At 70.8% G+C, this 13,549-nt stretch carries 11 protein-coding genes; 6 read left to right on the top strand and 5 right to left on the bottom strand.

Translation table 11 applies throughout. The features are described 5' to 3' along the window. The first annotated feature begins 326 nt into the window (after positions 1–326). The 3 genes from AB0912_RS21260 (at position 327) to AB0912_RS21250 (ending at position 3,485) form a co-directional block, all read left to right on the top strand. Complete coding sequence (locus tag AB0912_RS21260; RefSeq protein WP_366702005.1) at positions 327–1,151, top strand: helix-turn-helix transcriptional regulator; 825 nt, start codon at positions 327–329, stop codon at positions 1,149–1,151. Between the two features lie 178 nt (positions 1,152–1,329). Beyond that, entirely contained in the window at positions 1,330–2,790 is a 1,461-nt protein-coding gene (locus AB0912_RS21255; RefSeq protein ID WP_366701945.1) for an aldehyde dehydrogenase family protein, read from the top strand. Positions 2,791–2,936: 146 nt separating this feature from the next. Beyond that, complete coding sequence (locus AB0912_RS21250; RefSeq protein WP_366701943.1) at positions 2,937–3,485, top strand: DinB family protein; 549 nt, start codon at positions 2,937–2,939, stop codon at positions 3,483–3,485. A gap of 40 nt (positions 3,486–3,525) precedes the next feature. Here AB0912_RS21250 and AB0912_RS21245 read toward each other — a convergent pair whose 3' ends face one another. From AB0912_RS21245 to AB0912_RS21235, 3 genes are all read right to left on the bottom strand, one after another. After that, positions 3,526–4,932 carry a glutamate decarboxylase gene (locus tag AB0912_RS21245; RefSeq protein WP_366701941.1) on the bottom strand — a complete coding sequence of 469 codons (1,407 nt, stop codon included), beginning with the start codon at positions 4,930–4,932 and terminating at the stop codon, positions 3,526–3,528. A gap of 144 nt (positions 4,933–5,076) precedes the next feature. Next, positions 5,077–6,351: an ion channel protein gene (locus tag AB0912_RS21240; protein ID WP_366702003.1), complete on the bottom strand. Its 1,275-nt coding sequence runs from the start codon at positions 6,349–6,351 to the stop codon at positions 5,077–5,079. A 94-nt stretch (positions 6,352–6,445) separates the two neighbouring features. Beyond that, positions 6,446–6,811: a YbjQ family protein gene (locus AB0912_RS21235; RefSeq protein WP_366701938.1), complete on the bottom strand. Its 366-nt coding sequence runs from the start codon at positions 6,809–6,811 to the stop codon at positions 6,446–6,448. 140 nt (positions 6,812–6,951) lie between these two features. Between AB0912_RS21235 and AB0912_RS21230 the strand changes: the two genes are divergently transcribed. Next, the gene (locus AB0912_RS21230; RefSeq protein WP_366701936.1) at positions 6,952–8,118 is read left to right on the top strand and encodes a VTT domain-containing protein; all 1,167 of its coding nucleotides are present in this window, start codon (positions 6,952–6,954) and stop codon (positions 8,116–8,118) included. 24 nt (positions 8,119–8,142) lie between these two features. On the opposite strand, the gene AB0912_RS21225 is transcribed toward AB0912_RS21230, so the two are convergent. Together AB0912_RS21225 and AB0912_RS21220 are read right to left on the bottom strand one after the other, a co-directional pair. Continuing rightward, the gene (locus AB0912_RS21225; protein ID WP_366701934.1) at positions 8,143–9,864 is read right to left on the bottom strand and encodes a threonine/serine exporter family protein; all 1,722 of its coding nucleotides are present in this window, start codon (positions 9,862–9,864) and stop codon (positions 8,143–8,145) included. 154 nt (positions 9,865–10,018) lie between these two features. Continuing rightward, entirely contained in the window at positions 10,019–10,510 is a 492-nt protein-coding gene (locus tag AB0912_RS21220) for an inorganic diphosphatase (protein ID WP_355780971.1), read from the bottom strand. A 79-nt stretch (positions 10,511–10,589) separates the two neighbouring features. On the opposite strand from AB0912_RS21220, the gene dacB reads away from it, so the two are divergent. Then, a complete protein-coding gene (gene dacB, locus AB0912_RS21215) occupies positions 10,590–12,146 on the top strand; it encodes a D-alanyl-D-alanine carboxypeptidase/D-alanyl-D-alanine-endopeptidase (RefSeq protein ID WP_366701932.1) in 1,557 nt (518 codons plus the stop codon). Between the two features lie 111 nt (positions 12,147–12,257). After that, a complete protein-coding gene (locus AB0912_RS21210; RefSeq protein WP_366701930.1) occupies positions 12,258–13,406 on the top strand; it encodes a zinc-dependent metalloprotease in 1,149 nt (382 codons plus the stop codon). Positions 13,407–13,549: the final 143 nt, after the last annotated feature.

Here is a 13,549-nt window from a genome sequence, read left to right as displayed (position 1 = left end):
CCGGGTGTTCGCGGTCGTTGCGATGCAGCGGTGGCGCGGGGACCATGGTTCCGAATGCGCACAGCAGATGCAAGGGCAGATGCACGTGCACGCGCCCGGATTGAACCCTGCCTTCCCGGTTCCGGGTGATTTCTTCTGGCGTCTTATTCCCGTTGTTGACGATCCGTTGATCTGTTGGTGCGTGGCTGGTTCGGCTCCTTTCCGTTTCCGTAACCGAACGAGTACTGCTTGAAGTGTTTTAGTGGCAGACTGCGGCGTCGGGAAGACGGTTGGGGAGGCGGACGAACGTGAGCGCTGGTGAGTCGAGCGGCTCGGTGGTGCGGCGCATGCTGCTGGGTTCACATCTGCGGCGCCTGCGTGAGGCGCGCGGCATCACCCGTGAAGCGGCCGGCTACTCGATCCGCGCATCCGAATCGAAGATCAGCCGCATGGAGTTGGGACGGGTGAGCTTCAAGACGCGCGACGTCGAGGATCTGCTGACGCTCTACGGCATCACCGACGAGGCGGAGCGCACCTCCCTGGTCTCGCTCGCCAAGGAGGCCAACGTCGCGGGCTGGTGGCACAGTTACTCCGACGTCCTGCCGAGCTGGTTCCCCATCTATGTGGGACTCGAGGGCGCCGCCCATCTCATCCGGGTCTTCGAAGTGCAGTTCGTGCACGGCCTGTTGCAGACCGAGGCGTACGCGCACGCGGTCGTCCGGCGCGGGATGAAGGGCGCCTCCGCGGCCGACGTCGACCGCCGTGTGGCCCTGCGTCTGGAGCGGCAGAAGTGCCTCGTCGCCGAGAACGCGCCGGAGTTCCACATCATCCTCGACGAGGCCGCGCTGCGCCGCCCCTACGGCGACCGCGAGGTCATGCGCGGCCAGCTCCAGCACCTGATCGACGTCTCGGAGCGGCCCAACGTGCGGCTCCAGGTGATGCCGTTCAGCTTCGGCGGCCACTCCGGCGAGAGCGGCTCCTTCACCATCCTCAGCTTCCCCGAGTCCGACCTCTCGGACGTCGTCTACCTGGAGCAGCTCACCAGCGCGCTCTACCTGGACAAGCGCGAGGACGTCACCCAGTACGAGAACGCACTCAAGGAACTCCAGCAGGACAGTCCCGGCCCGTCCGAGAGCCGTGATCTGCTGCGGGGGCTCCTCCAGCTCTCCTGACCCCCTCCGCGGATTGCCTGGTCCCCTCCGTGGATCTCCTGGTCCCCTCCGCGGACCCGCCACACCACCTTCAACTCCCTTGAAACACCAGTACGATGACGGTTGATCAGACCGTGATCGGATGTCCGCTGCCCCGGGACAGGAGCCTGCCTCGGCAGCACAGGGATTGAGGGAGCACATGTCGTCCTACTTCACCGACCTGGCCCAGCAGTACATCGATGGCGAGTGGCGCCCGGGCAGCGGCTCCTGGGACATCATCGACTTCAACCCGTACGACGGCGAGAAGCTGGCCTCGATCACCATCGCCACGGTCGAGGAGGTGGACGACGCCTACCGCGCCGCCGAGCGCGCCCAGAAGGAATGGGGCGCCACCAACCCCTACGCGCGCCGCGTCGTCTTCGAGAAGGCCCTCGCCCTGATCGACGAGCGCGAGGCCGAGATCACCGAGGTGATCATCGCGGAGCTGGGCGGCACCCGCCTCAAGGCCGCGTTCGAACTGCACCTCGTCCGTGAATTCCTGCGCGAGTCGGTCCAGTTGGCGCTGCGCCCGGAGGGGAAGATCATCCCCTCGCCGGTCGACGGCAAGGAGAACCGCCTCTACCGCGTCCCGGTGGGCGTCGTCGGCGTCATCAGCCCCTTCAACTTCCCCTTCCTGCTGTCCGTCAAGTCCGTCGCCCCCGCGCTCGCGCTCGGCAACGGCGTGGTCCTCAAGCCGCACCAGAACACGCCGATCGTCGGCGGCTCCCTGGTCGCGAAGATCTTCGAGGACGCCGGGCTGCCCGCCGGCCTGCTGAACGTCGTCATCACCGACATAGCCGAGATAGGCGACGCCTTCATCGAGCACCCCATCCCCAAGGTCATCTCCTTCACCGGCTCCGACAAGGTCGGCCGGCACGTCGCCACGGTCTGCGCCGCGAACTTCAAGCGCTCCATCCTCGAACTCGGCGGCAACAGCGCCCTGGTGGTGCTGGACGACGCGGACGTCGACTACGCGGTCGACGCGGCGGTCTTCAGCCGTTACGTCCACCAGGGCCAGGTCTGCATGGCCGCGAACCGCGTCCTGGTGGACCGCTCCGTGGAGGCCGAGTTCACCGAGAAGTTCGTCGCCAAGGTGCGCACGCTGAAGGCCGGCGACCCGAGCGACCCGCGGACGGTGATCGGCCCGGTCATCAACTCCTCGCAGGCGGACGCCCTGTCGGGCACCGTCGAGCAGGCGATCGCCGAGGGCGCCACCGCCCTGGTGCACGGCACCACCACCGACAACCTGGTCGAGCCCTCCGTGCTGACCGGCCTGCCCGCCGACTCGGCGCTGCTCCGCCAGGAGGTCTTCGGCCCGGTCGTCTTCCTCGTCCCGTTCGACGGCGAGGAGGAGGCGGTCCGTCTCGTCAACGACACCCCCTACGGGCTGTCCGGCGCCGTCCACACCGGTGACATCGAGCGCGGGGTCAACTTCGCCAAGCAGATCGACACCGGCATGTTCCACGTCAACGACGGCACCGTCCACGACGAGCCCCTCGTCCCCTTCGGCGGCGAGAAGCATTCCGGCATCGGCCGCCTGAACGGCGAGACCACCGTCGACGCCTTCACCACCACCAAGTGGATCTCGGTCCAGCACGGCCGCAGCCGCTTCCCCTTCTGACGGCTCCCGACAGCCGGCCCTCCTCTCGTCTCGTCTCTCTCACCTTTCTCCTCGCCCCGGGCCCATTGCGGACAGGATCTGACCGCAATGGGCCGTAGCGTCGGTCGTGTCAGGCCAGCGAGAGAACCCGACGAGAGGGGCCGGTCATGGTCACGCACGTGCGAGCCGAGGAGCGCGGAGACGAGCGGGTGGCGCTTCTCGCCTTCATCGAGGAGCAGCGCGGCGGCATCCGCCGGGCCCTGCTCGGCCTCACCGAGGAACAGGCCGCGAGCCGGCCGAGCGCGAGTGAGCTGTCCCTGTCCGGGCTGCTCAAGCACGTAGCCGAAACCGAGCAGGGGTGGATCGCCCGGGCCCGCGGCGAGGCCCCGGCCGTGCGGCGGGACGAGTCGAACTGGCACGAGTGCTTCGTCCTGGCCGAGGGCGAGACCGTCGCCTCCCAGCTCGCCTACTGGGAGAAGGTCGCCGCCGAGACCGACGCCTTCCTGCGCTCGGTGCCGAGCCTCGACGACACCTTCGCGCTGCCCGACGCCCCCTGGTTCCCGCCCGAGGGCCGTGTCTCGATGCGCTGGCTGGCCCTCCACCTGATCCGCGAGACGGCCCGCCACGCCGGCCACGCCGACATCATCCGCGAGTCCCTCGACGGCAGGACGGCCTTCGAACTGGTCGCCGAGGAACAGGGCACCTCCCGGAGCTGATCCCCCTCCAGCGCCCCGCGCGTGACCTAAACGACGGGCGCTAGTGGTGGAACCCGGTCGCCGCCCCCTTGTCGCGGGTCAACGGCCCGGACTGCTTGCGCAGTTCGGGCAGCAGGCGTCTCAGGTCGTCCATGAAGAGGTCGGCCAGGTCGGAGGTGAAGCCGTTGCGGCACACCACCCGGAGCACCGACAGGTCCTGCCGGTTCTCGGGGAAGGTGTACGCCGGGATCAGCCAGCCGCTCTCCCGCATCCGCCGGGACACGTCGAACACGTCGTACGCGGTGACCTCGGGCGTGGTCGTGAAAGCGAACACCGGGAGCTGGTCGCCCCGGGTGATCAGCCGGAAGTCGCCCAGGCAGTCGATCCGCTCGGCCAGGCCCCGCGCCACGTCCCGGGTGGTCTGCTGCACCGTGCGATAGCCCTCGCGGCCCAGCCGCAGGAACGTGTAGTACTGCGCGGCGACCTGCGCCCCGGGGCGGGAGAAGTTGAGCGCGAAGGTCGGCATGTCGCCGCCCAGGTAGTTCACCCGGAAGACCAGCTCCTCGGGCAGGTCCTCGGGGGTCCGCCAGAGCGCCCAGCCGACGCCCGGATACACCAGGCCGTACTTGTGGCCGGAGGTGTTGATCGAGGCCACCCGCGGCAGCCGGAAGTCCCAGACCAGGTCCTCGTCGATGAACGGCGCGACCATCCCGCCGGACGCGCCGTCGACATGGACGGGGATGTCGAGGCCCGTGCGCTCCTGGAGGGCGTCCAGAGCCGCGCACAGCTCCTGGATCGGCTCGTACGACCCGTCGAAGGTGGAGCCGAGGATGCCGACGACCCCGATGGTGTTCTCGTCGCACAGCTCCGCCGCCGCCTGGGGGTCGAGATGGAACCGGTCGCCCTCCATCGGGACCTGACGGGCCTCCACCTCCCAGAAGTTGCAGAACTTGTCCCAGCAGACCTGGACGTTCACCCCCATCACCAGGTTGGGCCGGGCGGCCGGGTAGCGGTCCGCGTTGCGCCGCATCCAGCGCCGCTTGAGCGCCATGCCGGCGAGCATGCAGGCCTCGCTCGACCCGGTCGTGGAACAGCCCACGGCGGCCGAGGGGTCCGGCGCGTGCCACAGGTCGGCGAGCATCGCGACACAGCGCCGCTCCAGCTCCGCCGTCCGGGGGTACTCGTCCTTGTCGATCATGTTCTTGTCGCGGCACTCCGCCATCAGCGCCCCCGCCTGCGGCTCCATCCAGGTGGTGACGAAGGTCGCGAGGTTCAGCCGGGAGTTGCCGTCGAGCATCAGCTCGTCGTGGACGAGCTGGAGCGCCGTGGTGGGCGGCAGCGGGCCGTCCGGGAGGCGGTGCTTGGGGGGTGCCTCGACCATGCCGCTGACCGGGTTGGCCTCCCCGTAGAAGGGGTTGACGGCCAGGGGGGTCTCGTCGTGCGCGGCCTGGCCCTTGTGGAGCGGCATGGGTTCTCCCATCTTTCGGCGGGACGGAGCGTCCCCGTTCATTCCTTCATCGGACGCGGGCCCGCCGTCGGTTCACCGATCGGGCCGCCGGATCGCGGTTCACCCGATCGTGTTTCACCTGACGGTATTTCACCTGACGGCATTTCACCGGATCGCGGTCCCGTCCTCGCGCAGCTGCATCTGGGGCCGGCCGGTCACCAGCAGCCAGGCTGGCAGCGAGGCGATGCAGAGCAGGGCGATGATCGAGGGCGAGGACACCAGGACGGCGGCCGTGAACAGGCTCACCCAGCCCTGGCGCGTGATCGCCAGCAGCATGCCCAGCACCCCCGCCGCCAACCCCACGGAGAGCGGCACCGCGGGCACCACCGCGTGGGCGAAGAGGCCGAAGGCGGCGCCCACGAAGACCGCCGGGAAGATCCGGCCGCCGCGGAAGCCGCAGGTGGCCGCGACGACCAGCGCGACCAGCTTCACCCCCGTCATCAGCGCGAGCCGGCCCGTCGAGTAGTCGTCCGGATGCCGGGCCAGCTCGGCGATCTGGTCCAGGCCCTTGAACAGCGTCAGCGGGCCGCCCAGGCAGCCCAGCAGGCCGAGCAGGAGCCCGCCGACCGGCAGCGCCACCATGGGGTGCCCCAGCCGGGAGAAGACCTTGTGGCCCACGGGGAAGGCGTACACCGCCGCCATGCCGAGCAGTGCCGCCGCGGAGGCCACGGCCAGCGCGGACAGCACGTCGGACCAGCCGGGGGCGCCGAGCGGCGGCAGTTTCAGGTCGAAGCTGGCGTGGCCCACCAGGCTGGTCGTCATCGAGCCGACCGCCGCCGCCGTCAGCGGCGCGAACAGGTTGTCCCAGAGCATGCCCCTGGTCTCACGCCCGGCGAGCGCCTCGGAGATCACCAGCGCCGCCGCGACCGGCGTACCGAACAGCGCGCCGATCGTCGCCGCCTCCGCCAGGCTCAGCCACAGCTCGCCGGGCGCGGCGGGCGCGAACCGGCGGCCCGCCCAGAAGGCCAGCGCCACGTTGACCGCGATGATCGGGTTCTCGGGGCCGAGGCTCGGACCGCCGGCCAGCATCAGCACCGTCACCACCAGGAGCCCCGGCAGGACCACGGGGGGCACCGGGGAGGCCTGGAGCCCCATGGTCGCCGGATCGGGGCCCGCGTGTCCCGGCGCCTTCCACACCACCAGCCCCACCAGGACGCCCGTGGCGGTGAGCATGACGATCATCCACAGGGAGGAGTAGCGGCCGATGCCGAGCGCGTCCGGAAGGGTCGTCCACAACACGTCCTTGAGCTGCTCGGCCAGCTCGCTGACGCCCACGAAGAGAAGGCTGGCGGCCACCCCGACGACCACGGCCGGAAGGAACGTCGGCAGCAGGGTCCGCGCGGGCGTCGCCCGGGAGAGGGTCGGCCCCGGGGGAGCCATGTCGTCGGTCACGGGCTCACATTAAGCGCGCGAAACGGACATAACATCCCGAGCGGCGGCCGGAAACGGGCCCGGAACCGCGTCCGCGCGGGCGTCACTCCTTCACCAGCACCACGGCCGTCCCGTACGCGCACACCTCCGTGCCCACGTCGGCCGCCTCGCTCACGTCGAAGCGGAACATCAGCACGCCGTTCGCGCCACGCGTGCGTGCCTGCTCGACCAGGCGCTCCATGGCCTGGTTCCGGGTCTCCACCAGCGTCTTGGTGAGCCCCTTCAGCTCACCGCCGATCATCGACTTCAGACCCGCGCCGATCTGGCTGCCCAGATGACGCGAGCGCACGGTGAGTCCGAAGACCTCACCGACGACCCGCTCGACGCGGTAACCGGGTACGTCGTTCGTCGTCACGACCAGAACGTCCGACTGGGGACCCTGGCCGCCGCCGTATTCCTCGATGCCCATGGCTCACAGCTTTGTCCCCGTCACCGCACAGTGCATCCTGGAGCCACGGGTGGAACCTGGGGTGGCCGCATGGCGTTGATAGCTTTGGTCGGCCGAACAGGACCGCCGCACCTCCCTTCACCCCTCAGGAGCCCGGAACCGTGACGACGCTTGCCCTAGGTCCAAGCTGGCTGGATCCGAACACGCTCCTGGACAACTTCGGCATCTGGGGCCTGCTGCTCATCGTCTTCGCCGAGTCCGGCCTGCTCATCGGCTTCTTCCTGCCGGGCGACTCGCTGCTGTTCACCTGTGGTCTGCTGATCACGGCGGGCACCCTGGACTTCCCGCTGTGGGCGGCGATCCTGCTGATCTGCGTCGCCGCGGTCCTCGGCGACCAGGCGGGCTATCTCTTCGGCAAGAAGGTCGGCCCGTCCCTCTTCACCCGTCCGGACTCCCGCCTGTTCAAGCAGGAGAACGTGGTGAAGGCCCACGAGTTCTTCGAGAAGTACGGGCCCAAGTCCCTGGTGCTGGCCCGCTTCGTGCCCATCGTGCGCACGTTCACGCCGATCATCGCCGGCGTCAGCGGCATGCGGTACCGCTCCTTCATCACGTTCAACATCATCGGCGGTGTCCTGTGGGGCGCGGGCGTCACCCTGCTCGGCTCCTGGCTCGGCAACATCGAGTTCGTCCACAAGAACATCGAGCTGATTCTGATCCTGATCGTCCTCGTGTCGGTCGTCCCGATCGCCATCGAGTTCCTGCGCGCCCGCTCCAAGGCGAAGAAGAACCCGCCGCTGGAGCAGCCGCCGGCCCAGGACCTCCCGCCGGCCGCCCACACCCGCCCCGCCGCGCCCGTCATGGACGACGCGACCCGCCCGCTGCGCGTCCCGCCGGTCCAGGAGACCCAGGACCCGTACGGCTACCAGGGCCACGGCCAGGCGTACGGCGACAGCGGCGCCCACGGCGCCCACGACGGCTCGTATGGCCGACAGGGCCAGGGCCAGGGCCATGACCCGTACGGCTACCAGGGAAACCAGGACCAGACCCCTTACGGCAACCAGCACCCGGACCAGAGCCACGGCTACCCGCAGCAGCAGCCCCGGTGGCAGGAGCCGTACCCGCGGCAGTACGGGCAGGGACAGGGCCAGACACAGGGCCAGGGCGGCTACGACCAGGGGTACGACCAGCAGCAGTACGACCAGGGGTACGACCAGCAGCAGTACGACCAGCGGCAGTACGACCAGGGGTACCGGCAGGGCGAGGGCCACCCCCGGCAGCAGTACGGCTCGGAGCAGTACCCCTACGGCCAGGGGAACGGCCGGGACTGAGACCGGCCGCCGGGGACCGCCGGCTCAGAACCCGCGCGTCCGCTTGGCGGCCCGCCGCCCCCCGGCGGAGCCGCCCGGCAGCCGCAGGAAGAGCCGGGAGATCTCGGAACCGAGGTTCACGCCGATCGCGATGGCCATCGCGAGGGCGGCCGCCTTGGTGAGCGACACGAGCCCCTTGTCGACCTCGTTCTGCGCGATGGACAGCAGCCCGAAGTAGGTGGCCGAACCGGGCAGCAGGGGCCCGATCGCGGCCGTCGTGTACGGCAGCGCGGAGGCGAACCGGTAGCGCGAGAGCAGTTGCCCGAACAGCCCGACCAGGCCCGCCGCGACGGCCGTGGACGCCACCGGCGAGATCCCGCCCGCGTAGTGCATCGCCCCGTACACCGACCAGGCCACCCCGCCGTTGAGGGTCACCGCCAGCACGGTGGACCGCTCCTGCTGGAGCAGCACCGCGAAGGTCAGGGACAGCAGCATGGACGCGGCGATCTGGAGCACCGGCCGCTCCGAGATGTTCAGCGCCGCGTCCGGGTTGAGCTGCGCGCCCAGCTTCACGCCGAAGTAGAGGACGACCAGGACGCCGACGACGATGCCGACGAAGAAGTACATGACTTCGAGCAGCCGCGCGGACGCGGTGATGTAGAAGCCGGTCAGGCCGTCCTGCACGCCCGCGACGAGCGCCCGCCCCGGCAGCAGCGCGAACAGCCCACCGGTGATCACCGCGGAGGCCTTGACGTCGACGTGCGCGATGGTGAGCGCCACCCCTATGGCGGCGGGCGGCATGGCGGCGACGGTGAACTGGTAGAACTCCGGGAGCCCGCGCCCGGCGCACAGCCACGCGAGCCGGTCGCCGAGCATCGCGCCGAGCGCCGCCGCGACGAACACCACCGCGTCACCGCCGACGAGCACGGAGGCCGCGCCGGCCAGCAGCCCGCCGGAGGCCGTGAGGACCCATCCGGGGTACGGGTGCCGGTTGCGGCGCATCTCCGCGAGGCGCCCGTAGGCCTCCTCCAGGGAGATGTGGGTCTCCGGGTCGCTGAGGTCGTCGACGAGCCGGTACACGGCCGACAGACGGGTGTAGTCGGTGCCCCGGCGGCGGACCGTCCGGGAGGCCGTCACCGGGTCGTCCACCAGGGACGGCTGGTACGAGATCGACAGCAGGGTGAAGGTGACGGTCGGCTCGCAGCGGTCGAGGCCGTAGGAGCGGCAGACGGCGAACATCGCGGTCTCCACGTCCTCGGCGCCCTCACCGCCCGCGAGGAGCAGCTCGCCGATCCGCAGCGTCAGGTCGAGCACGCGCGGGACGGCGGGCCCCGACTCGTCCTCCTTGTGGACGGGTTCGGGCGCGGGCCGCTCGGTCACCGGCATCCGCAGCATCGTGCGCATCCGGTCCTGCCAGGGCGCGTCCTTGGTCAGACTGACCGCGGGGACGCCGTTCGCCGGGGTGAACGCGGGCGGCGCGTGCCGGGCGCTGTAGGTGGCCGGGAGGCTGAACGCCGAGCCCTCGGGCTCGGGCGCCGGCGGCTGGGCGACGTCGAGGCCCCGGGGAACGGCGAACTCGGAGGTGGTGGACGAGTCGGCCGGGGGCGGCTGGGTGACGTCGAGTCCCTTGGGGAGGGCGAACTCCGAGGTGATCGAGGAATCCTCGTCCGCGCCCGGTCCCGGCGCCGCGGCCCCGACGGGCGGACCGAAGGCGCTGCGCGCCTCGTCCGTCCGCCGCTTGCGGTCCTCCGCTTCCGGCTCCGCCACCTGCTCCCGCCTCGCCTTTCGTCCGTCTGTGGATCTTCTTCTTTCCTTCCGTACGCCCAGTATGCGTACGGATACGCGAACGGGCCGCGCGGCCCCCTGGGGGATCGCACGGCCCGTTCGGAAGGGAGCGGGCGGCCGGGGCCGCCCAGGGGGGTCAGTGACCGCCCGACTCCTTGAAGCGCTTGTACGAACGCTCGATCTCGGCCTCCGCGTCCGTGCGGCCGACCCAGTTGGCGCCCTCGACGGACTTGCCGGGCTCCAGGTCCTTGTAGACCTCGAAGAAGTGCTGGATCTCCAGGCGGTCGAACTCCGACACGTGGTGGATGTCGCGCAGGTGCTCCACACGCGGGTCGTGCGCCGGGACGCACAGCAGCTTGTCGTCGCCGCCGGCCTCGTCCGTCATCCGGAACATGCCGATGGTGCGGCACTGGATGAGGCAGCCGGGGAACGTCGGCTCGTCCAGGATGACCAGCGCGTCCAGCGGGTCGCCGTCCTCGCCGAGGGTGTTCTCGACGAAGCCGTAGTCGGCCGGGTAACTGGTCGAGGTGAAGAGTCGACGGTCCAGACGGATCCGACCGGTCTCGTGGTCCACCTCGTACTTGTTCCGTGAACCCTTCGGAATCTCGATCGTGACGTCGAACTCCACCGGTGGCTCCTCCATGATCAGCACATAGTTCTGGTGGTTAAGTGTCCCTCACGCAGGTGGGTGATCGCGAAAGGGGCTGGTGGTCGTGCCAGAGCTGAGGGCTTGGCGGACCGCGAGACCGCATCTGGTGCGGGTCGCGCGGACGGTGAAACCGCATGTGGCGCGGGTCACCCGAGCCGTGCGGCCCGGTGCCGTGCGGTTCACGACACCGCAGCTCACGGCCGTCGCCGCCACCCTGGGCCTGGCGCTGGCGGCCGGGGCGGTGACCGTGGCCGGTCCCTGGGACTCCACCGGTCAGCGTACGGCGGAGCGCGACTGGGCCGCATCGCGGGCGCCGGAGGGTGGCGCAGATCACGCGGGCGCGGCCGGCGCCGCCGCCACCGCGCCGCGGCCGGCGCCCAGCGCGGCCACCGTGCTGGCCGGTCTGAGCCGCTCCACGACCGCCGTGCCCGCCCCCGCCGAACAGGCCCTCAAGAAGGTCCTCGACCCGCTGCTCGGCAACTCCGTCCTCGGCGCCCGGCGCACCGCGGTCGTGGTGGACGTGGCGACCGGCAAGAGGCTCTACGGCAAGGGCGCGGACGACGTCCAGACCCCCGCCTCGACCACGAAGATTGCCACCGCCGTCGCCGCCCTCACCGCGCCCGGCCCCGACCACCGCATCACCACCCGCACGGTCCTGGAGCCCGACACCAAGGAGGTCGTGCTCGTCGGCGGCGGCGACCCCACCCTGACCGCGCACAAGGTCACCGACGGCTGGGCGAGCCTGCGCACCCTCGCCGACCGGACGGCCACCGCGCTGAAGTCCCGTCACATGACGCACGTGACGCTGTCGTACGACACCTCGCTCTACCGGGGCCCCGTACTTCACCCCATCGGGGTCAACGAGAACATCGCCAAGGTCACCCCCCTGATGGTCGACGAGGGCCGGCTCGACGACTCCACGAGCGGTACGGCCGCGCGCGCCGAGGACCCGGCGGCCGACGCGGCCCGCCGCTTCGCCGGCCTGCTCCACGACCGCGGCATCGGCACGACCTCGCCGGGCCTCTCCAAGGCGACCGGCCGCTCCCAGGCCCTCGCCTCGGTCTCCTCGCCGCCGCTGTCCGCGCTGGTCGAGCGCATGCTGACCAACAGCGACAACGACATCGCCGAGGCCCTGGCCCGGCAGGTCGCCCTCGCCACCGGCGCCGAGCCCAGCTTCGACGGCGACGCCGAGGCGATCCACGCCCAGTTGAAGAAGCTCAAGCTCCCGCTCACCGGCGCGCGCTTCGCGGACGGCAGCGGACTCAACCGCGCCGACAAGCTCTCCGCCGGCCTGCTCACCGGTCTGCTGGCCGCGGCCGGCGACGCGGACCACCCCGAACTCCGTACGGTCCTCACCGGCCTGCCCATCGCCGGCTTCACCGGCACGCTCAGCACCCGCTACGCCGACGCCCCCACGGCCACCGGCGTGGTCCGCGCCAAGACCGGCACCCTGACGGGCGTCAACACCCTCGCCGGGACGGTCGTCGACGCGGACGGCCGCCTGCTGGCCTTCGCCTTCCTGACGTCCGACGAGGCGACCCCGCCCGACCCGCTCGCCGCCCGCTCCGCCCTGGACCGCACGGCCACGGCCCTGGCGTCCTGCGGCTGCCGGTAGGACACGCCTCAGCCGCACCACGGGCACCACCGGTACCTCCGGCCCCCCGCCCGGCCGCATCCGGGGCCTTACCCCTCACCGCACGGGGACCCGCTCACGTACGGTTGACGCATGACGAGCATCGGTGGTGCCGCATCTACTGGGATGGTCGACTGGAACCTCGCGGTGGCGACCGCGACCCGGCTCGTGCGGCCGGGCCCCGAAGTGAGCCGTGACGAGGCCCGCGCCATCGTCGCCGAACTGCGCCGGCACGCGAAGGTCTCCGAGGAGCACGTCCGCAGCTTCACCCGGATGGGTGACGACGTCACGCACGACACCCCTGTCCTGGTCGTCGACCGCCCCGGCTGGGTGCGGGCCAACGTCGCCGGGTTCCGGGAGATCCTCAAGCCGCTGCTGGGCAAGATGCAGGAACGGCGCGGCAACACCCCGGGCGGAGCCGTCCTCGGCGCGGTCGGCGGCAAGGTCACCGGTGTCGAACTGGGCATGCTGCTCTCGTTCCTGTCCTCCCGGGTCCTCGGCCAGTACGAGACGTTCGCGCCCGCTACCCGGGACCTGCCGGCCGGCGGCCCCACCGGGTCCGGCAGCGGCGGGGGCAGGCTCCTGCTGGTCGCCCCGAACATCGTGCACGTGGAGCGCGAACTCGACGTCCAGCCGCACGACTTCCGCCTGTGGGTGTGCCTCCACGAGGAGACGCACCGCACCCAGTTCTCGGCCGTGCCCTGGCTGCGCGACCACCTGGAGGGCGAAATCCAGTCGTTCCTGGGGGAGACCGAGGTCGACCCCATGACCGTCCTGGAGCGGGTCCGCGAGGCCGCGCAGTCGCTCGCCGGCTCGCGCCCCGACACCGAGGAGGACGACGGCGGCCGTTCCCTGGTGGAAATCGTGCAGACGCCCGCCCAGCGGGAGATCCTCGGCCGGCTCACCGCCGTGATGTCCCTCCTGGAGGGCCACGCCGACTTCGTCATGGACGGCGTCGGACCCTCCGTGGTCCCGTCCGTCGCCGAGATCCGCGAGAAGTTCCAGCAGCGCCGCGCGAAGGGCGCCTCCCGCCTCGACCTGGCCCTGCGCAAGCTCCTCGGCCTCGACGCCAAGCTCCGGCAGTACCGCGACGGCGAGCGGTTCGTCCGCGCGGTCGTCGAGGAGGTCGGCATGGACGGCTTCAACCGCGTCTGGACCTCCCCGAACACCCTCCCGACCAAGGCGGAGATCGCCAAACCGGCGGACTGGGTCACCCGGGTGCACCGCAAGGCGGAGTCGTGAACCCTACGGGACGGCCGTCAACGGGATCCGGCCGACGGCAGGCGAACGCCCCTCCAATCACCCGTCCGAGGGACCGTGGAGCATGGGTAGGCGTGCAATGCTCGGGGAACGCCCCGGTTCTGTCACCATCTACACACTCTGAG

The sequence above is a fragment of the Streptomyces sp. NPDC007084 genome (assembly GCF_040703595.1).
Classification (GTDB): domain Bacteria; phylum Actinomycetota; class Actinomycetes; order Streptomycetales; family Streptomycetaceae; genus Streptomyces.
This window is presented reverse-complemented; position numbering and strand designations above follow the sequence as displayed.